Annotated in this window: 14 protein-coding genes; 1 reads left to right on the top strand and 13 read right to left on the bottom strand. The window is 62.1% G+C overall.

What is annotated here, in order from left to right; all coding sequences use genetic code 11:
* Nucleotides 1-35 precede the first annotated feature (35 nt).
* The 4 genes from hpnE to AB8A27_RS16255 all read right to left on the bottom strand — a co-directional run bounded on the left by hpnE (nucleotide 36) and on the right by AB8A27_RS16255 (nucleotide 3,492).
* Complete coding sequence (gene hpnE / locus AB8A27_RS16240; RefSeq protein WP_441242780.1) at nucleotides 36-1,286, bottom strand: hydroxysqualene dehydroxylase HpnE; 1,251 nt, start codon at nucleotides 1,284-1,286, stop codon at nucleotides 36-38.
* Nucleotides 1,286-2,131 carry a presqualene diphosphate synthase HpnD gene (gene hpnD / locus AB8A27_RS16245; RefSeq protein ID WP_441244928.1) on the bottom strand — a complete coding sequence of 282 codons (846 nt, stop codon included), beginning with the start codon at nucleotides 2,129-2,131 and terminating at the stop codon, nucleotides 1,286-1,288. The genes hpnE and hpnD overlap by 1 nt, the downstream gene beginning before the upstream one ends.
* A gap of 5 nt (nucleotides 2,132-2,136) precedes the next feature.
* A complete protein-coding gene (hpnC, locus tag AB8A27_RS16250) occupies nucleotides 2,137-3,018 on the bottom strand; it encodes a squalene synthase HpnC (protein WP_441242781.1) in 882 nt (293 codons plus the stop codon).
* A gap of 231 nt (nucleotides 3,019-3,249) precedes the next feature.
* Nucleotides 3,250-3,492, bottom strand: a complete 243-nt coding sequence (locus tag AB8A27_RS16255) for a cysteine rich repeat-containing protein (protein ID WP_068735855.1) — start codon at nucleotides 3,490-3,492, stop codon at nucleotides 3,250-3,252.
* Between the two features lie 482 nt (nucleotides 3,493-3,974).
* Here AB8A27_RS16255 and AB8A27_RS16260 point away from each other — a divergent pair, with 482 nt between their 5' ends.
* Nucleotides 3,975-4,475: a hypothetical protein gene (locus AB8A27_RS16260; RefSeq protein WP_441242782.1), complete on the top strand. Its 501-nt coding sequence runs from the start codon at nucleotides 3,975-3,977 to the stop codon at nucleotides 4,473-4,475.
* Between the two features lie 86 nt (nucleotides 4,476-4,561).
* Here AB8A27_RS16260 and AB8A27_RS16265 read toward each other — a convergent pair whose 3' ends face one another.
* The 9 genes from AB8A27_RS16265 to AB8A27_RS16305 form a co-directional block, all read right to left on the bottom strand.
* Nucleotides 4,562-6,931, bottom strand: a complete 2,370-nt coding sequence (locus tag AB8A27_RS16265; protein WP_441242783.1) for an efflux RND transporter permease subunit — start codon at nucleotides 6,929-6,931, stop codon at nucleotides 4,562-4,564.
* A 214-nt stretch (nucleotides 6,932-7,145) separates the two neighbouring features.
* Nucleotides 7,146-7,913, bottom strand: a complete 768-nt coding sequence (gene eutC, locus AB8A27_RS16270; protein WP_441244929.1) for an ethanolamine ammonia-lyase subunit EutC — start codon at nucleotides 7,911-7,913, stop codon at nucleotides 7,146-7,148.
* A 34-nt stretch (nucleotides 7,914-7,947) separates the two neighbouring features.
* Nucleotides 7,948-9,531, bottom strand: a complete 1,584-nt coding sequence (locus AB8A27_RS16275; protein WP_441242784.1) for a B12-binding domain-containing radical SAM protein — start codon at nucleotides 9,529-9,531, stop codon at nucleotides 7,948-7,950.
* 224 nt (nucleotides 9,532-9,755) lie between these two features.
* Entirely contained in the window at nucleotides 9,756-11,138 is a 1,383-nt protein-coding gene (locus tag AB8A27_RS16280) for an ethanolamine ammonia-lyase subunit EutB (protein WP_441242785.1), read from the bottom strand.
* Between the two features lie 72 nt (nucleotides 11,139-11,210).
* Nucleotides 11,211-12,557, bottom strand: a complete 1,347-nt coding sequence (locus AB8A27_RS16285) for a protoglobin domain-containing protein (RefSeq protein WP_441242786.1) — start codon at nucleotides 12,555-12,557, stop codon at nucleotides 11,211-11,213.
* Between the two features lie 143 nt (nucleotides 12,558-12,700).
* Entirely contained in the window at nucleotides 12,701-13,900 is a 1,200-nt protein-coding gene (locus tag AB8A27_RS16290; protein ID WP_441242787.1) for an NAD(P)/FAD-dependent oxidoreductase, read from the bottom strand.
* Entirely contained in the window at nucleotides 13,897-14,775 is an 879-nt protein-coding gene (locus tag AB8A27_RS16295) for a transglutaminase family protein (protein WP_441242788.1), read from the bottom strand. The genes AB8A27_RS16290 and AB8A27_RS16295 overlap by 4 nt, the downstream gene beginning before the upstream one ends.
* A complete protein-coding gene (locus tag AB8A27_RS16300; protein WP_441242789.1) occupies nucleotides 14,772-17,279 on the bottom strand; it encodes a circularly permuted type 2 ATP-grasp protein in 2,508 nt (835 codons plus the stop codon). Before AB8A27_RS16300 ends, AB8A27_RS16295 begins: the two co-directional genes overlap by 4 nt.
* 31 nt (nucleotides 17,280-17,310) lie before the next feature.
* The gene (locus AB8A27_RS16305) at nucleotides 17,311-20,601 is read right to left on the bottom strand and encodes a DUF2126 domain-containing protein (protein ID WP_441242790.1); all 3,291 of its coding nucleotides are present in this window, start codon (nucleotides 20,599-20,601) and stop codon (nucleotides 17,311-17,313) included.
* Nucleotides 20,602-20,675 lie beyond the last annotated feature (74 nt).

Raw genomic sequence — 20,675 nt, forward strand, 5'->3', positions numbered from 1 at the left:
TGCTCGTCGTGAATGATCGTCCGGCTGCGCGACGGTTAGCGCATCGCCAGGACGAGATCGGCCGCGCGGTCACCCGATCGCACCGATCCTTCAATAGTCGCCGGCAGACCGGTATCGGTCCAATCGCCCGCGAGAAAAAGATTCTTGAAATCCGTGACCGCGCCCGGACGCAGGGCATCTTGCGCTGGTGTGGCGGCAAAAGTGGCACGACGCTCGCGCACGATCTGCCAAGCGGGTAGCGGCGCCTGGATATTCGAAATCTTGCAGATCTCGTCCCAGATCTGTTGCGCAAACTGTTCGCGCGGCGTGTTCACAAAACGGTCGCCATTGCTGATCGTGATCGAGAAGCGATTGTGGAAAGCAAACAGCCACTCCACCACACCGCCGACAACACCAACCAGCGGTGCGTGGCCTGCTGGCGGAACGTAGTTGAAATGCGCATTCACGATCGCGCGGAATTCGGTCGGCGTCTTCACGCCAGGCAATAGCGACTTCGCAGCCCATGGCGGCACAGCCATCACGACCACATCGTCAGGACCGATGGCGACGACGTCATCAGCGCCAAACTTCAGCTCGGTGACGCGATCACCACTCATGGTGTAACCGCGCAGTTCATGGGCGAAATGAACGCCGGCGCCCTTGGCGCGCAGCAATTCGATCGCAGGCTCGACCAGAACATCACTAAGACCCGCGCGCGCGATCAGCGGGCGGCAAGCCTGCCCGCCTGCCAGCAGCGTCTCGCGCACGATGGCGCCGGCGAGGCCGGCCGAACCTTCCGGCGGATCGACATTGAGCGCGGCCAGCAACAGTGGCTGCACCAGACGATCGTAGAGAACGCCTTCACAGCGAATGGCATCGCCGACCAGGCGACTATTCGACGACCAGATCAGCGGCGACAGCGCGAGATAGTCGGCGACGCCCGTGTCCGGGACGCGGCGCGTCTTGTCAAACAACCATGTCGGGATCTTGCCATCGCCGAGATCGAGCTGCCAGCGCTTGCCAGTCTTGGCATCGGCAAATGCGAATTGCGCGCGCTGCGGACCGACCAGCCCAGTCTCCGTGCCGATCGACTTTGCATAGGCGACGACGTGGCTGTTGCCCGACAGAACCAGATGGTTGCCGTTGTCGATCTGGAGCTGGGTCTGTGCGTCGAAATACGACCGGCAGCGGCCACCGGCCTGCTGCGTCGCCTCATGGAGGTGGACCTTGAAGCCGGCATTGACGAGACGCACGGCGGCCGACAGGCCGGAAACGCCGGCACCAATAATATGAGCGGTCTTTTGCATCAGATAATCGCGTATCGCAGCAGAATCGCTATCTTGGAGGCCTTGCCGAGACGAACGGGGTCGCGTGGCAAACCAAAGCCGCGCGCCACCAGCAATTCCAGGATGGCGTGATAATATTTCGACATGATCCGTGGCGCGCGCACCACGCGGCGCTTGTTGCGCGCCATGATCTCGTCGGACTTTTTGAAATGCGCCTGCGCCCGCTTCACCAGCGGCGCACAAACCTTCGGCAATGCCGGGCTGGCTCGCACCACGTCCGGATCACTCGACGTGATGCCGGCGTGATAGAGCAGTTCACGCGGCAGATAGAGACGGCCGATGCCGGCATCTTCATCGATATCGCGCAGAATATTGGTGATCTGCAGCGCACGGCCGAGATGATGCGCAAGCAGGATACCGTCCTCGTCCGGCATGCCGAACACCTTCACCGACAGGCGGCCGACGGCACTGGCAACACGATCGCAATACAGATCGAGCGTTGCGTCATCCGGCGCGCGAATATCCGCGGGGATATCCATCTCCATGCCGTCGATGACGGCGATGAAATCCTCCTTGCGCATACCGAACTGCTTGATCGGCCCGACATAGTCGCGCACACGCGCCGGCGGATTGCCTGCATAGAGCGCATCGATATCTGCGCGCCACTGCTGCATATCAGCGAGCCTGACGTCGCGCGGACCATCGGAATCCGCGATATCGTCGACCTGACGGCAGAAGCTGTAGATCTGGAACATCGCATCGCGCTGGGCACGTGGCAGAATGCGCATCGCGGCATAGAACGAACTGCCTGCAGCAACGCCCTGAACCTCGCTCTGAGGTTCGCTATTATTCACCTGGCTGGTCATCTGGTTCATGCGCCTGGCGTCGTCGAACGAGGTACCGGCGCGCTTGTGGTCGTGCGATGCCACAGGCAGCCCGCGATCGCCGCGAGCGCATAACCGGCCATGCTCGCCTTGGAGAGATGCACTTTCTCGACCAGCGGATCGCGCACCCGCAGCAGCTTTGAGATTTCCCAGGCGAACTTCTCGATCACCGCAATGTTGCAGGCAAACCGCGCATCCGCGATATGCGCCGTAAGGCTGTCGCCCTCGCGCAGCAGGGCCTCGTTGCGGGCCACGATCTCGCGGAGACACTCGAGCAGTGTCGGCGACGATTTCGGCTGTTCGAGCGCTTCGACGCTGACGCCATGGCGTTGCATGATATCCTGCGGGAGATAGACACGGTCGAGATCGCGATAGTCTTTGCCGCAATCCTGCAAGTGATTGTTAATTTGCAGCGCAGCGCAGATCGCGTCAGACGCCCGCCAGGTCGCTTTATCCTCGCCGTGCACTTCGAGCATGAAACGTCCGACCGGCATGGCCGAAAACGAGCAATAGTGGATCAGCTCGTCCCAATCGGCGTAGCGCAGCTTGGTGACGTCCATACGGAACGCGGTGAGCAGATCGAGCGCATGGCGCGGCGGCATGCCGCGTTCCGCAAACGCCTCTCGAAGCGTGACGGCCTCGGGTTGCTCGTCATGCTTGCCAAGCAGCCCCGTCTCCAGTTCGTCAAGCATGGCAAGCTTACTCGAGGCATCGAGCAGCGCGTGATCGGCAATGTCGTCGGCGGTCCGGACGAAATTATAGAAGGCAAGAATCAGCGCCCGGTGGCGCGGATGGATAATCCACGACGCGACAGGAAAATTCTCGTCACGATCGGTCTTGCCGGATCGCAGTTCGCTCGCAGGGGTCATCCAGAACTGGCTACGTTGGATTTAAACGGGGTGGCTCGGGGGCCGCCAAGGTCCGGTAATACCGGCAGGCGGGGTCGGCCGCGAGCCCCCATATAGGGCAAATTGGCCGGTGAAACCAATGCCAATATGCCACTTTCAGCCGCAGCCAGCGCCGGGCCGGATCACGTCTTAGCGGGCTCGCGGCGAGACCAAAACGGCGCCACGAGCCCGAAATCTCGCATTGGGGCGGGTTTATTGGCCGTGGCTGACCAGCACGTCGTTGCAGGCCTTGCTGATCTTGGGGCGGTTTTCCTTCAGGCAGGACAGAACCACGAGGTCGCCCTGGTCCATAACGGCGCGGCAGAGCTTCTGCACGTCGCGGGTGCAAGCCTTCTGCTCCGCGTCGGTGCCGCTGCGGGGCTGGTTTTGCTGAGCCAATGCACCGGTCGAGGCAGATGCGGAAAGCACGGACAGTACCAGGAGAAATTTACGCATTGTCTTCCTTCAGTATGGTGGCGAGATTCACAGCCCGCGTGGTGCATAGCATAAACTGAAACATTCGCATCGTCGGGAAAGGCCTTATCTTCAGGTACATCGGCGAATTCGAGGCGATGGATGCAATCAAGACACAGAGCTCCGCTGCCACGACAAGCGCTGAACAAATGCGGCCAAAACTTGCACCTGTTCACGCATTGGCGCCCGGCCGGATCCAGCCCAACCCGCAGCATAAAAACAGCATTTTAGGACAATTAGTCCGACCCGCACGGTAGCAGCCCGGAATCCCAGCAACGACGCCACGATAGTATCCACCACCGTGTTCCGTGCCGGGGAACCTTCAGCTTGTGAGCGGTGACATGTTACTTTTACAATCGTCTAATTATGATTGCTCCATTGAACCTAAAGGTATGCAGCGACACTTAAGCTTCGATGAGGCGCGGCATAGCTCGGTTACACAGCGCTATTTTGGGAAACTTCACATGACATTCCATTCTGCAAAGCGGTTCGGGCGCGCCCTCAAGGCCGCCGGCGCTGGCGCGATCCTGATGCTGTCGGTGTCCGCAGGCCATGCCCAGTCCGGACCGTTCGCCGGTTTCGACGGCGCCTGGAGCGGCACCGGAACCGTGTCGATGTCGGACGGATCATCGGAGCGTATTCGCTGCCGGGCAACCTACAAAGTTGAAGGCGGCGGCAGTGCACTGGCGCAGACGCTACGTTGCGCCAGTGACAGCTACAAGTTCGACCTCTCCAGCAATGTCACCAGCCAGGGCAACAATGTCTCCGGCAGCTGGAGCGAAGCCAGCCGCAACGTCTACGGCAATCTGGTCGGCAAGGCCGGTGGCGGCCAGATCGACGTCTTCGTCGAGGCCGCGGGCTTTGCCGCCAACATCACTCTGACGACCCGGGGCAACAAGCAATCGGTGTCGATCAGCTCCAAGGGCGAAATTCGCGGCGTCTCGATCAACATGGTCAAGGGCTGACGCCAGCTTCCACACCATTCACAAAAAAAGCCCCCGGAGCGATCCGGGGGCTTTTTTGTTTGATCGTCCTTGCCGTGCGCGGCTGATTACTTCTCTTGCTTCGCCAGAACCGAACTGCCCGTAAGGCGCTGCTGCAGATTGATCAGCCACATCGCGGTCGGGCGCAGGATGAACAGATCGGCGACCAATGCCGCGACCATCGAGAAGGCGCTGAGCCAGCCGAACAGCCGCAGCGATGGCAGATCCGAGAACACCGTCACCACGAGGCCGCAGGCCAGCACCACCGTGGTCAGGATCAGCGCGGGACCAACGAGCACAGTCGCACGCTCGACGGCGATCGCGGGATCGGTGCCCGGCGTGTCTTCCAGACGCAAGCGATTGAGGAAGTGGATCGTGGCGCTGAGGCCGAGGCCGAAGGACACCGTGAGCGCCACCACACTGGCGAATTGCAGCCCCTCCCCGAGCAGCCACAAGACAAAGCCGGCCAGCACCACCGGGAAAATGCCCGGCAGGATACAGGCCAGCATCACCACCCACGAGCGGAATGCGAGGCCGATGAAGACGGCGACCAGACCGAATTCGATGGTCAGGCCGTGATTGAGCTTCTCGATCATCCCGGCGCTGTTGCGCGCAGCAATCGCCGAGAGACCGGTCACCGCGATCTCATAGCCGGGGTGCTTGGTGCGGACGGCGTTCAGCGCGGTGTCGAGCTTGTCGACCACCGGCAAGATCTGGCTCGAATCGCTGTCGGGCACACGGCCAGACACCACCACCGCTGTCTGATCTGCCGAGATAAAGCGGCGCACCAGATGTTCGGGGATCACGCTGACATATTCCTTCAGCGTCGCGACATCGGTCGAGCCGGCCTTCTCCGCCAGCCAGCGCCGCAGCGTCTCCAGCGACCAGACGTTACCCACGCCGGCCTGCTTCTCGACCATGGCGTGGACTTCGGCGATGGTCGCCAACGTATCCGGTGAATAGAGATCCGCTCCCTTGGGAAATTCGATCAGCACATCGATCGGATTGGCGCCGGTCAGCTTGGCGTCAAGCCGCCCGCTGGCCGCAACCGCCTGCTCCTTGTCCGGCACCTGATCGGCTAGCCGATAGCGCGGTTCGAGATTGGCATAGACCACGCCCAATCCGACGACGACGATCAGCGAGATCAGGCTGAACAGGCCGGGACGACCGACCATGCGGACCGCGATCCAGTAACAGAATGCACGCAGCGCCTGCACACCGGCATCGGCGGTCTGGAACTTCTGCGCGAAAATCTTCTCGTTGCGCACCAGCAGCACGCCGAACACCGGCACCAGCGACAACACGGCGAGCAGTGCAATGATGGTCGCCGCGAGCCCGGCTTCGCCGAAGGCGCGGATCAGATCGGAATCCGAGAACTGCAAGGCAAGAAAGGAAATGCCGGCGGTGCCATGCGTCAAGACGCAGGCTGGACCCACAACACGCACCGCATTCGTAAAGGCCGAATACTTGTCCTCGCCTGCAATCAACCGATCACGCGCCGCAAACGTAAGCTGCATCGAGTCCGCAAAACTGATCACCATGATCAGCGGCGTCATCACGTTCAGGAACATGTTGAGGCTGAAGCCGGCCCAGCCGAGCGCGCCGAGCGACAAGAGGATCGCGAGCAGCGGCGGGAACGCCGCCACGATCATGAACGAGACCTTGCGGAAGAAGATGATGGCGATGATACAGCCGGCCAGGATACCGGCGATGTTGTAGATCAGACCGTCGCGCTCGACCGCATTGCGGATTTCGAGCTGCATCACCGGCACGCCCGACAGTTCCTTGGTCAGGCCGCTATTGGCCAGATCGTCGTTCATGGTCTTGCGAATATCGGCAACGACGCCAGTCAGCTTGTTGTTGCTGACCACGGCCGGATCGAGCGACAGAACCACCAGCGCCAGAGTTCCGTCGTCGGACAACAACTTGCCGCGAATGAGCTCGTTCTGCTTCACCGTCTCGATGAACTTGTCGTAGTCGGCGCCTTGAGGAAGCTCGTTCGGGAACAATGCGGCCGGCAGCTTGCCGGGAGCCGGTGTCTGACGTGCCGAGAAAATCGAGATCAAACCGCGGACGCCATCGACCAGTTGCAGATCGGTGACGAGGTCACGCATCTTTTCGAGGTTCTCGCGCGCGAGCAGCGTCTTGCCCTCGATCACGACGAGCACGTCGAATTCGGTGGATGGGAAGCGCTTGGTCACTTCCTCGTACTGCCGATATTCCTTGCTGTCAGAGCGGAACAGCTGGCTCAGCGAATCGTCGATTTTGATGCGCTGGATGCCGAAAATTGCACCGATCACCAGCGCGAGCAGGATCACGCAGGACAGTACCGGCGCCTTCACCGCGATCAGGCCGATGCGCTCGAGCCCGAAGGCGATGCTGACCGGCCCCTTTCGCAATTTATTCATATCCGCGTCGTGGGGAACCTTATCGTGCATGCCTTATCCAGTCCTGTCGTCGACGGCGTCTGCCTAGCAAGCGTCGCGGGCAGCAGTAAGGCTGGAATCGGCGGTACCGAACAGCGCTAGCCCTTGAAAACATGCGGTAAATTTGGCGCGCGCAGATGTAGCAGGTCTGCATGACATATCGCAAGGCGGCGCGCGCGCGGAGGTTGCGTTTCAGGTCACAAAATAGAGCGCAGAGGCTGTTGTCTCAGGCGGGCGCAGCGAGAGACGTTGCCAGTTGCAGACCACTTTCGTCCTTCAGGGCCACACCGGTCGTGCCGCGGCTCAGCCCTTCACGCGCCAGCCACGCAATCTTGCTCGCTGCCTCCTCGAAGGACAGGCCAGCCGACTGGATGTTCGACACGCAATTGCGCGCGACGTCAGTGAGGCCGGGCTGCGGTGCGAAGGTCAGGTAGGCGCCGAGACTCTGCGGCGCCGACAGACCCGGGCGCTCGCCGATCAGCACGATCGTCATCCGGGCCTTCAGCAATGCACCGATCTCGTCGCCAAGCGCGACCCTGGCGCCGCCTGCAACCACAACGGCGCCGATCCCGAACCCAGCCAATTTCGGCATCAACGCGTCCAGCAGACCGAGCGCATGCGCATTCACCGCAGCCGGAGACAGGCCATCCGCGATCACGATCAGCAGATCGCACGCAGCGCTGCCGCGTTCTTCAAGCAGCTCCCGCGACTCACGGGACAGTCGGCGGCCGAGATCGGGGCGCTTAAGGTAATCGGCACGATCCGCAACTTGGCTCGTCACGACCAGTGCACGCATGCCCTGCCCGGTCAGCGCAGCCGCGATGGCCTCGGCCTCGAAGGACGCATGAACCGCGTCGCGTGCGCGGGCATGGTCGAGCGTGAAATCAAGCAGGGCCTGCGTGGTCAGGCTGGCTCCGGCCCGGCCGAGCCCGACACGCGCCGGCGTCAGTGCACGCAGCTCCGCGAGGGAGCGCTGCGGTGGAGGCGGCGTCATGTCATTCCGATCTGTCATGACGCCAGCCTAGCGCTTACTCGGCCGGAACGGCTGCATCCTGCAGCTTCAGTGAATAATAGGACGCATTGGTCTGGCCGCCGGACGCATCCCGCGCAAAATTGATCAGGTGATGCGCCACCATGATGCCGCTGATCAGATACTCGATCTCGCCCCGCGCCAGCCGCCGCAACGCGAATTTCCAGAAGGCGCGCTTGTAGTCGCCAAGCACACCGACTTTCCAGAAGATGTTACGCAGCATGACCAGGCCGAGCCGGATGCTCTTCCAGGTCAACATGGCGCCGATCGGCGGTTTGATCCGGTTCGGATAGGTGCGGCGGATCTGATATTCGAAACGTTCGAGCAGCTTCTCCGGCACATAGGCACTGCCCATGGCGCGGCGCCAGCTCTTCACCACGTCATCGTAAGGCAGCAGGAAGTCGACGTTGGAATCGCGGCCCTCATCCTCGTTCAGGCGCCCTTCTTTCTTCAACCGGTCCCATAGCGGCGTCTGCGGCAGCGCCTGAAGCAGATTGATTGTCAAAAGTGGAATCTGCGACGTCTCCACAAATTCGAGGAGATGCTGTCCGGTTTCCGGCTTGTCGGTATCGAGGCCGAGAATGATGCCGGACACGACTTCCATGCCGAAGCTGTTCAGCGTCTCGATCGCCTCCATGATGGGCACCATCATGTTGTGATCCTTCTTCATCGCCTTGAGCGCGACGGGATCAGGCGTCTCGATGCCGCAGAAGATGGTGCCGAACCAGGCCTCGCGCATCAGTTCGAGAATTTCGGGCCGCTTGGCGATGTTCAGCGTCGCCTCGCAGGACAGGCGCAGCACGTATCCGGTCTTCTTCTGCCACGCGACCAGATGTGGCAGCAGATCGAGCGCGGCCTTGCGGTTGCCGATGAAATTGTCATCGACGAAATAGACCGATCCCATGATGCCGCATGCGAGCAGCTTGTCGAGCTCCGCCGTGATCTGCTCCGGCGTCTTCAGGCGCGGATTGCGGCCATAGAGCCCGGGGATGTCGCAAAACTCGCACTGATAAGGGCAGCCGCTGGAATACTGGATGCTGCCCAGGAAGTAGCGCGGAATTTCGGCCAGCTCATAGGCCGGAATCGGAAACTTGGTCATGTCCAGACGATCGGCGGTCTTCAGCACGACCTGCTGGTCCGGGCGCGATGTATCCTTTTCCAGGATGTCGATCAGTCGATCGGTGGCATCTCCGAGTTCGCCGATATGGAGATAATCGAAGGCCGGGTAATAGTCGGGGCAGGACGATACCGAAGGTCCACCGATCGCCACAGGCAGGTCATAGCTGTGCGCGCGGAAGCAGATGTCGTTCATCTGCTTACGCTGGATATGCATGCCACTGACCAGCACGGCCTCGGCCCACAGAAAATCGTTCGGCGTGGCCTGCCGGATATTCTCGTCGATGAAGCGGACGTCCCAGTTCTCGGGCATGTAGGCGGCGATCAGCAGCAAGCCCTGGGGAGGCATGAAGGCCTGAACGCCGTCGGTGAGAGGATAGGAATATTCAAACGTGCCAAATGAAGACGTGTATCGCGGAAAAACGCACAGGATACGCCGGACCGTCTGCCTGCCCTCAGCTCTCATCAAAATTCCTCTGTGAATGCATCAGCGGTCCCCTTAAGCGCTGAACCTTCAATAACGTCGTCGAGATAAAACCGTTCCGCTCCTGCCGAATACTTTGGTCGATCTAATCACGGTGTCCGAATCTGGGCCAGAATTTCTTCAAGATTGTGGCGGCGTTGACAGGGTCGTGACCAGCTCCGCGCAAGTGCGCACAAAGCACTACCCTGCATGACGGTTTATTGACGTCAGGCGATCAGACGCGCCGCCAGATCGGGCAGCAGACCGCCCCGGTCCCGAATGCGCAGGTCGGCTCCGGACAGTCCGACCCGTTGCAGCCAGTCGTCGAATTCCGGTGCGCGTTTGAGCCCAAACAGGTCGCGGATATAGAGCGCATCGTGAAACGAGGTCGACTGGTAGTTCAGCATCACGTCGTCAGCGCCGGGCACGCCCATCACGAAAGTCACGCCGGCCGCCGCCAGCAGCGTCAGCAGATTGTCCATGTCGTCCTGATCGGCTTCGGCATGGTTGGTGTAACAGACGTCCACCCCGAGCGGCAGGCCAAGCAGCTTGCCGCAGAAATGATCCTCCAGGCCGGCGCGGATGATCTCCTTGCCGTCATACAAATATTCCGGCCCGATGAAGCCGACGACACTGTTCACCAGTAACGGGTCGAACGCGCGGGCCACGGCATAGGCCCGGGCCTCCAAAGTCTGCTGATCGACGCCGTGATGGGCGTTGGCCGACAGAGCCGAGCCCTGCCCGGTCTCGAAATACATGACGTTCTGGCCGAGCGTGCCACGCTTCAGGGACAGGCCGGCATTATGGGCCTCCTTCAATATCGCCAGATCGATGCCGAAGCTTTTATTGGCGGCCTCGGTCCCGGCGATGGACTGAAACACCAGATCGACCGGGGCGCCCTGGTTGACGAGATCAAGACTGGTCGTCACATGGGTGAGCACGCAACTCTGGGTCGGAATATCCAGCTTGGTGATGACCTCGTCGAGCAGCCGCACCAGGCCGCCGAGCACGGCAGGATCGTCGCTCGCCGGATTGATTCCAATACAGGCATCGCCGGAGCCCAGCATCAGCCCATCGAGGATGGATGCCGTGATACCCCTGATATCGTCGAACGGGTGGTTCGGCTGCAACCGCACGCTCATGCGCCCGCGCAACCCGATCGTATTGCGAAAGCGCGTGATCACCTCGCACTTCCTGGCCACCAGGATCAGGTCCTGATTGCGCATCAGCTTCGAGACCGCGGCCGCCATTTCCGGGGTGATGCCGCGGGCGACGTTGCGCAGAACTTCTGGCGTGGCGACATCCGACAGCAACCAGTCCCGGAAGCCGCCGACGGTGAGAGCCGAAATGGGCGTGAACGCCGATAGGTCATGGCCGTCGATAATCAGCCGAGTGACCTCATCGTCCTCGTAGGGCACGACCGCTTCCTGCAGGAATTGCATGAGCGGCACATCCGCCAGCGCCATCCGTGCGGCGATCATCTCTTCGGCGGTCTCGGCTGCGATACCCGCCAATCGGTCACCGGAGCGCGGCGGTGTTGCCTTGGCGAGCAACTCGCGCAAGGTCCCAAAGACATAGGACTGAGTACCGATAGCCTGGCGGAAGATCATTGCAGCTCCAGAGCGTGACACCGGAAACAGTCCGGACCACCCTCACGAAGCAGACTAACATCTAAAGCTGCGCTACGCAGCCTTGACGGTCGCCAGGAATTTATCGACCTCGACGCGCAGTTTCTCCGACTGCTGTGACAGCTCCGATGCGGATGCCAGGACCTCGGCGGACGCAGCCCCGGTCTCCCCCGCAAGGCGCGTGATCGCCGAAATATTGGACGATACCTCGCTCGTGCCCTTCGCTGCGTCCTGTACGCTGCGCGAGATTTCGTTGGTTGCTGCGCCCTGCTGCTCGACCGCGGCCGAAATTGCGGCCGAGATTTCGCTGAGAGACTTGATCACCGTGGTGATCGTGCCGATGGCCGCGACCGATTCTGATGTCGAGCTCTGGATGTCACCGACCTGATCGGCAATCTCGGCAGTCGCCTTGGCAGTCTGCTCGGCGAGCGATTTGACCTCCTGTGCCACGACAGCAAATCCCCGGCCGGCCTCGCCGGCCCGCGCAGCCTCTATGGTCGCATTGAGGGCCAGCAGATTGGTCTGAGCCGCGATATTGTTGATCAGCTCGACCACCGCTCCGATTTTCTGCGCGGCCGCCGAGAGACGATGCATTTTGCCGCTGGTTTCATCGGCATCCCGCACGGCCTCACCGGCAATACGCGCCGAGTCATTGACCTGTCGCGATATCTCCCCAATGGAACTCGTGAGCTGTTCGGTCGCGACAGCCACGGCCTGAATGCCCGACGTTGCGTCTCGTGACGCTGCCTCGACCACGCTGGACTGTGACATCGATGTCTCCGCCGACGCCGTCATATTCTGCGCAGCGCATTGCAGTTCAGTGGACGCGGAGCCGACGACCCCTACGACACTGCCGACCATTTTCTCGAAGTCGTCGGCGAGACGATCGAGCACGGAACGGCGATCACGACGCCCTTCTTCCGTATAGACCGAAATGGCGAGATCCATATCCAGCATGGCCGCCTTGATGATCGCAGCCTGCATCGCAGCCCGCCTCTTCGTTGCACCAAAGCTGAATTTACTCATCGGCATGTGCGCAACGGCTTCGACAAGGCCGGATACCAGCGCATTGTAGCCGCCGATATACCAGCGGGGCTCCAGCCCGAGCTTGTTGTGAACCTGACCGATCCGCGTCACCGACGCCTGATAGGTATCGTCGAAGCGGCCATCCAGAATGACCGACCAATGGGCGATCTGCATCTTCCGGGCGTGAACCATATGCTCACGCGTCTTGAACAGCGCGGCGGTCTCCGGGAATGCGCCCACATGATCGTAAAACCGATCGAGGATTCCCGGTAATTGCTCCATCACGAACGGCTTGGCCTCCCGAAGCGCGGTGATGGCGTCTTGATCGATACGATTGAACCTCAGACGTTCTAAAATCGAATAGGCAGTACTCATGAAATCCCCTGGCGAAACAGGGCGAACCTATGGAGAGCACGACGTCATCGACATGATCTAAATCAATTTCCGACCGCTGGAATTCATTGAAGACCGTCGGTGGCTAGCCATCGTCAACAGCGGGTTAATGGATGCCGCAAATCTTAGACATGCCTGCCTGCGGCAACGCCTGATGACCAGGCCCATTGGAAATTGAAGCCGCCCAGATGACCGGTGACGTCGATAACTTCGCCGATGAAATAGAGTCCCGGCACCGACGACGCCTCGAATGTTTTGGACGACAGTTCAGTGGTGTCGACGCCTCCGAGCGTCACTTCAGCCGTGCGATAGCCCTCGGTGCCGTTCGGCCGCACACGCCACTCCTTCACTGCTGCCGCCACCGAGGCCAGAAGCTTGTCCGGGAAATCCGCCAGCCGCGGCGGGCCACCAATCCTGTCCGCAACCATCTGCGCCAGTCGCTTGGGCAGGAGATCGCCGAGCACGGTCGCGAGTTCCTGTCGCGGGCGTTCCCGGCGCGCCTCCTTCAAGGCAGCGAGCACATCGCGCATCGGCGCCATGTCGATGACGACATCGAGCCCGTCGCGCCAATAGGACGAGATCTGCAGGATCGCCGGACCGCTGAGGCCACGGTGGGTGAACAGCAGCGCCTCGTCGAATTTGGTCTTGCCGATGCTGACGACAGCATCGACGGCAACGCCCGCGAGGTCCTTGAACTGGGCAAGCGCCGTAACATCGAAGGTCAGCGGCACCAATGCGGCCCGCGGCGCGACCATTTTCAGCCCGAACTGCTGTGCCAGTTTGTAGCCGAAAGCACTGGCACCCATTTTCGGGATCGAAGGCCCGCCGGTGGCAACGACCAGTGATTGACTGCGATACTCGCCCTGATCAGTCGAAACCACGAAACCGCGCTCGTCCTTCGTCACGCCGAGAATGCCGACGCCGAGGCGCATCTGCACAGTGCCTGAACGATTTTCCTCCAGCAGCATGTCGATGATCTGTTGCGAGGAGCCATCGCAGAACAGCTGCCCGCGCGTCTTCTCGTGATAGGCGATGCGATACTTCTCGACCAGCGCGATGAAATCCTGCTGGGTAAAGCCCTTCAGCGCCGATTTGCAGAATTGCGGGTTCTGCGACAGGAAATTCGCCGGCGTCATATGCAGGTTGGTGAAATTGCAGCGGCCGCCACCGGAGATGCGGATCTTCTCGCCGGGGGACCGCGCCTGCTCCAGCACCATCACTGAACGGCCGCGCTGCCCCGCAACGCCCGCGCACATCAGGCCGGCCGCACCGGCACCGAGAATGATGACGTCACTGGAGTTGTGTGCACGACGAACGATGGTCATTCCAGCAGCAGCACATCGACGGCAACGGCGAGCTTCTGCTTGCGCGCGCCGACGATCACGCCATCGACCGGCGACACGTCGGAGAAATCGCGGCCAATCGCCAGCACGATATGATCGTTCTCGACCAGGATATCATTGGTCGGATCGAAACCGATCCAACCGAGCTCTTCGCCACACCAGACCGATACCCAGGCATGGGTTGCGTCGGCGCCCTGCAGGCGCTCCTTACCCGGCGGGGGAATGGTACGCAGATAGCCGCTGACATAGGCGGCCGGCAGGCCGAGGCCGCGCATGCCCGCAATCATGATATGCGCGAAGTCCTGACAAACGCCATGGCGCTTATCCAGCACCTCCTGTAGCGGCGTCGAGATCACCGTCGCCTTCGGATCATATTTGAACTCGGTACGGATGCGATGCATCAGATCGACGGCGCCGGCGAGAATGCCGCGCCCCTCGGTGAAGCTCGCTGCCGCATAGTCCGTGACGGCATCGATGATCGGCACCAGCGGGCTGGCGAAGACGTAGCCGATCGGCGACGCGCCGCTGAGGTCGTTGGAATCAAATGACGCCTCGCGGACGCCTTCCCAGGCGGGACTGTCGTCACCGCGACCGGGCGCGAACCGTTCGACATAGACCCGCGACCGGCTATCGATCCGCAGCACCTTGTGCGGGGTTTCGATCAGAACACTCTCCGTCGGAGTGCCGAAAAAATCCATTCGCGTCGCGCGCGCCGCCGGCAGCGGTTTGATATCGACACTGTGCGAGACCAGTTGCTGTCCGGCGCTGCTATTGGGCTGCAGCCGCAGCGAGCAGCGTGCAAAGCTCACCGGGCTTTCATAACTATAGGTCGTGACGTGACGGATTTCGTAGATCACGCCAGCCCCGTCAGCTTTTCGGGGCGCGATGCGCTGCTGCCGTGGGGGAAGTAATGCAGTCCGATCGAATCCGCGAGCGTGAGCAGATCCTGCTCCAGCGCGAACAGCGACTTGGTGTCGATCTCGGATGCCTCGCCGGTGACGAGCGACGAGCGCAGCGCCACAGCCAACCTTTGCGGCCGTTCCATCAGGCCGTTTTCCTTCAGCGCCGGCAGGCTGGCGATGTGATCGTTCAGTGCCGAAACCTGGAACGCCACCGAGCGCGGATTATAGGGATCGAGCACCACGAGATCGCGCACCGGCGCGAGTAGCGGGCCGACCAGATAGCGCGAGCGATAGGTGATCTGGCAATCCACCAGCGTCAGCAGGATATCGAGATCGTCGCTTGTCGCCTCGTCGGACGCGAATTGCCGCGCAAAGCGCGTGGTGTTGATCGCTCGTTCGGCACGGCGTCCCATTTCGAGGAAACGCCAGCCGGCAGCGCGGTTCATGTTTTCCTGCGCGAGGCCGGCGAAACTCGCCAATTCCTGCAAGGTCAGCTCGGCCGCACTGACGACGTCATCGTCGTCTTCGACTTCATGCGCAAGCCGCTCAGCCATCTCGGTGATGACCTGCCAAGCGTCCGGCGACAGTCGTTCGCGCAGCGAAGTTGCGGTCCGCAATGCGGAGCGCACTAGCGATAGCGCTGAGCCAAACTGCTGCTCGCTCTGCAAGGCCTGCGCGGCAACCTTCGCCGGCTGCGACCGCGACGTCAGCGACGTTGCACCCCAGGTCATCAGCATGCGGTGGATGCGCTCGATCGATTGCAGCGCGGTCGCACCGCCCTTGCCGGGATCGCGCTGCGGCACACTGAGCGCGCGGATCAGACGCAGCGTCGATTCGGCGCGTTCGAGATAGCGTCCGAGCCAGAATAGATTGTCGGCGGCCCGGCTGGGCACCCAGCCAGCGATACGGCGGATACGGACATTGTCGACGGCCGGCAGCAGCGTCGAGGCCGGGACCGCCTTGTCCGCCACCACCCAGACGTCGGCGGCACGGGCGCCGGCGCCCATCGACACCGCCCGCGCATCGGGCTGATCGGCGATCCGGCAGAAACCGCCGGGCATGATGGTCCAGCCATCCGGCGTCGCCGCCGCGAACACGCGCAGCACGAACGGACGCGGCGCGAGACGGCCATTGTCCCAGACCGGCGTGGTCGAGAGTTGCACCAGCTCCTGCCCGACATAGTCGACGCCGCGATTGGAGATCACCGCCTTCAGACGCTCGCGTTCATCAGGCGAGAGCTGCGACGGCAGCACCGGCGAATATCCCGGGAAGCCCGGCACCGATCCGCCATAAGCGCCTTCGATGACGAAGTCGTCGAGCCGCGCCAGCACTTCCTCGCGCGCCGATTTCTGACCGCACCACCAGGTCGCGATATGCGGCATCTTGAGCGGCTCGCCGAGCAGCTTCTGGCTCAGGCTCGGCAGAAAGCCGAGCAGCGCACGTGCTTCCATCACGCCCGAGCCCGGCATGTTGGCAACGACGACGCCATTCTTTCTGACAACGTCGATCAGCCCGGGCACACCGAGCTGCGACGAGGCATCTAGCTCCAGCGGATCGAGCGAATTGGCATCCACGCGGCGGAGCAGCACGTCGAGACGCTTCAGGCCAGCGACGGTGCGGATATGCACGCGGTCGCCGGACACGGCGAGGTCATCGCCTTCCACCAGCAGGAAGCCGAGATAGCGCGCCAGCGTCGCGTGTTCAAAATAGGTTTCACTGAACGGCCCTGGCGACAACAGACCGACGCGCGGCTCGTCGCGATCTGCCGACGCACGCAGGCTGTCGCGAAAGGCTTCGAAGAACGGCGCCACGCGCTCGACATTCATCGACTTGTAGAGATCGGTGAAGGCGCGCGACAGCACCAGGCGATTTTCAAGCGCATAGCCCATGCCGGACGGCGCCTGCGTGCGATCGCCGAGCACCCACCAGCGACCATCGGGGCCGCGGCCAAGATCAGCCGCATAGACATTGAGGTAGCGGCCGCCGGGCGGCTTCACGCCGCGCATCGCCCGCAGATATTCCGAACTGCCGGCAATCGCCGCCGCCGGGAGTGCGCCGGATGCGATGAGACTGGCGTCGCCATAGAGATCGCCAAGGATCTTCTCCAGCAACTCCGCACGCTGCGTGACTGCCGTGGAAATCTGCTGCCATTCGGATTCGTCGATCAGCAGCGGCACATGGCTGAGCGGCCAGATCCGGTCGGCGATTTCGCCGGGCGCGCGGTAGGTGACGCCGGCTTCTCGGAGATGACGGTCAGCGGAGCCGAAGCGGCGTTCTATTTCGGCCGGCGCCAGGCAGCCGAAGGCCTCGAAGAATCGGGTCCAGACCTCACGGGGAGTGCCGTCCTGGGCGATAAATTCGTCGGAAATTCCGGGCAGCCGCTCGTAGTCGCGGGTCCATTGCGCGACTTTACGATGTCCCGGACGGGGCTTTTTCCCCTGACCGGCCTGTCCCGTCATTCCGACTCTCCAGCCCAAACTGCCTGCATTCTCAATGCAGGAGAGGCGTTCGCAAGTCGAGGGTCAATGGAAATTCAAGTGTGCGTTCTGCCCTTGGCGGAGCGATTTCGCCGGGCGTATGGCCGATCTCCTCGAAACGGGCCAGCCGCCTCGCCTCCGCCTCGTAGGAATTGACCGGTTTGGTGTCATAATTGCGCCCTCCGGGATGCGCCACATGATAGACGCAACCGCCGAGCGACCGCCGATTCCAGCTGTCATAAATGTCGAAGACCAGCGGGGCATGGACCGGAATCGTCGGATGCAGGCCCGAAGCCGGCTGCCAGGCCTTGAAGCGGACGCCCGCGACCACCTCGCTGGCCCGGCCGGTGTCGGTCATCGGCAGCGCGCGGCCGTTGCAGGTAATGATGTGCCGACCCGGCGTGAAGCCGTTGGCCTTCAGTTGCAGCCGCTCCACCGACGAATCGACGTAGCGGACTGTACCGCCGCCCGAGCTTTCCTCACCCAGCACATGCCAGGGCTCCAGCGCCTGTCGCACTTCCAGCGTCACATCGCCATAGGTGACATGGCCGAAGACAGGAAAGCGGAATTCGAGCTGAGCTTCGAACCACTCCCTGGAGAATTCGTAGCCGGACTGGCCGAGCTCATTGAGCACCTCCTGGAAATCCTCCCAGAGGAAGTGCGGCAGCATGAAACGATCATGCAACGTGGTGCCCCAGCGCACGAATGTGCCGTCCTGCGGCGCGCGCCACATTTTTGCGATCAGCGCGCGGATCAATAACTGCTGCGCCAGCGACATGCGGGGGTCCGGCGGCATTTCGAGCGCGCGGAATTCAACGAGACCGAGACGCCCCGTCGGACCGTCAGGTGAGTAGAGCTTGTCGATGCAGATCTCAGCGCGATGGGTATTGCCGGTGATGTCGACGAGGATGTGCCGGAATAGCCGGTCCACCAGCCAGAGCGGAATCTCGCCACCCGGTTTGGGCACCTGCGCCAGTGCGATCTCGAGCTCGTACAGACTGTCATGCCGCGCTTCGTCGATCCGCGGCGCCTGACTGGTCGGGCCGATGAACATGCCGGAGAACAGATAGGACAGCGACGGATGCCGCTGCCAGTAGAGCACGAGGCTCTTGAGCAAATCCGGCCGGCGCAGGAACGGCGAATCCTGCGGCGACGAACCGCCGACAACGACATGGTTGCCGCCGCCGGTGCCGGTATGGCGACCGTCGAGCAGAAACTTGTTGGCGCCAAGCCGCGTCTTCGCGGCCTCCTCATAGAGATGCATCGTAGTATCGACCGCCTCGCGCCAGCTCGAGGCAGGGTGGATATTGATCTCCAGCACGCCGGGATCGGGCGTCACCTTGATCACCTCGACGCGCGGATCGAAGGGCGGCGGATAGCCTTCGACATGAACCTGCATCTGCATCTCTTCGGCAGTAGCCTCGAGTGCCGTTACCAGTTCGAGATAGTCTTCGAGCTTCTCGACCGGTGGCATGAACGCGCAAAGAATGCCGTCGCGAATTTCGATCGACATCGCTGTGCGGACGCCGCCGGAACGGATCTGCTGCTGCTGGACATATTGCGCGGCCGGCGCGCTTTCGGCCGCAACCGTCGCATCGAACACCGGTAAAGCATCTCGCGGCTCCATCGGGTCCTGCTCCACGATGAAGGGATAGTCCTCTTCGGGAATGTAGGGCAGCGATGCGATCGGCAGCCGCAGGCCGAGCGGTGAATCGCCGGGGGTCAGGAACAGGTTGCCACGACGCAGTTGCCAGCGCTCGGAGCGCCAGCGCGCAGCCGATTTGCTAGCCTCGGCATTCCAGCGCTGGATCGGCAGCACGAAGCCCTTCGGTACATCCAGCCCGTGTTCGAACACCCGCGCCATCCGCGCGCGCTCTTCGGGATCCGGCAGTTTGGAATCGCCGGGCACGACATTATTCGGCAGGCTCGATTCTTTCTGCTCCCAATAGGTCGGGTCTTCGAAAGCTGGCAGGATATATTCGGGAGCGACGCCGAGCTTGCTCGCCGTGCTCGTCGCAAAACGTTCCGCCTGCTTGATATCGGCGGTGCGCGCGCCTTCGATCCGCGCGATCAGTGCGTCGTTCTTCCAGATCGGCACGCCGTCCTTGCGCCAGTACAGACCGAATGCCCAGCGCGGCAGGCTTTCGCCGGGATACCATTTGCCCTGGCCGTAATGCAGCAAGCCGCCCGGCGCGAAGCGCGTCCGCAACCGGCGGATCAGATCGTCGCCAAGACCGCGCTTGGTCGGCCCGACGGCGGCCGTATTCCACTCCGGGGATTCCATATCGTCGACAGAGACGAATGTCGGCTCACCGCCCATGGTGAGACGCACGTCATGGGCTCTGAGATCAGCATCGACCTTCTCGCCGAGTGCATCGAGCCTGGCCCAGGATTCATCCGAGAACGGTTTGGTGATCCGCGGCGCTTCGCGAATGCGTTTGACGCCCATGGCGAACGCGAACTCGACTTCGGCAAAGCCGGCCATGCCCGAGATCGGCGCGGCCGACCGGAAATGCGGCGTCGCCGCGACCGGGACATGCCCCTCGCCCGTCAGCATGCCCGATGTCGCATCGAAGCCGACCCAGCCGGCGCCGGGAATATAGACTTCGGCCCAGGCGTGTAGATCGGTGAAGTCCGCTTCGACCTCGGGCGGTCCTTCGATCGGATCGATGTCGGGCCGCAACTGGATGAGATAGCCGGAGACGAAACGCGCAGCGAGACCGAGATGGCGCAGCGTCTCGATCAAGAGCCACGCGCTGTCGCGGCACGACCCGGCGCCGGACAGCAACGTCTCTTCCGGCGTCTGCACGCCGGGCTCCATGCGGATGATGTAGTTGACCTTCTCGCGCAGGCTGGCATTGAGCTCGACCAGGAAGTTGACCGTGTTCGGCGCTTCCTTGGCGATCTCCGCCATATACGCCGTGAAGCGCGGCCCCGGCTCGGTCGTCGCCAGATAGGGCGCGAGTTCGCTTTTCAGGTCGTCGGGATAGGCGAAGGGAAATGTTTCGGCATAGGGCTCGACGAAGAAGTCGAACGGATTGATCACCGTCATTTCGGCGGTGAAATCGACCTCGATCTTCAGTTCGTTCGCCGGTTCCGGGAAGACGAAGCGCGCCAGCCAGTTGCCCTGCGGATCCTGCTGCCAGTTCACGAAGTGGTTCGCCGGCGTGACCTTGAGCGAGTAGCTCAGGATCGGCGTGCGCGCATGCGGCGCAGGTCGCAGCCGGATGGTCTGCGGCCCCAATATGATCGGCCGGTCATATTTGTAGTGGGTGACGTGGTTCAGTGCGACGAAGATCGACACAGTGGCGCAACTCCAGCAGCTTTTTTAAGCAGAACACCGGAGGTGGCGCGGATCAAGCTCTAACAACGGGCACG

The organism is Tardiphaga sp. 768_D3_N2_1, from assembly GCF_052076105.1.
In the GTDB taxonomy this organism is placed as follows: Bacteria; Pseudomonadota; Alphaproteobacteria; order Rhizobiales; family Xanthobacteraceae; genus Tardiphaga.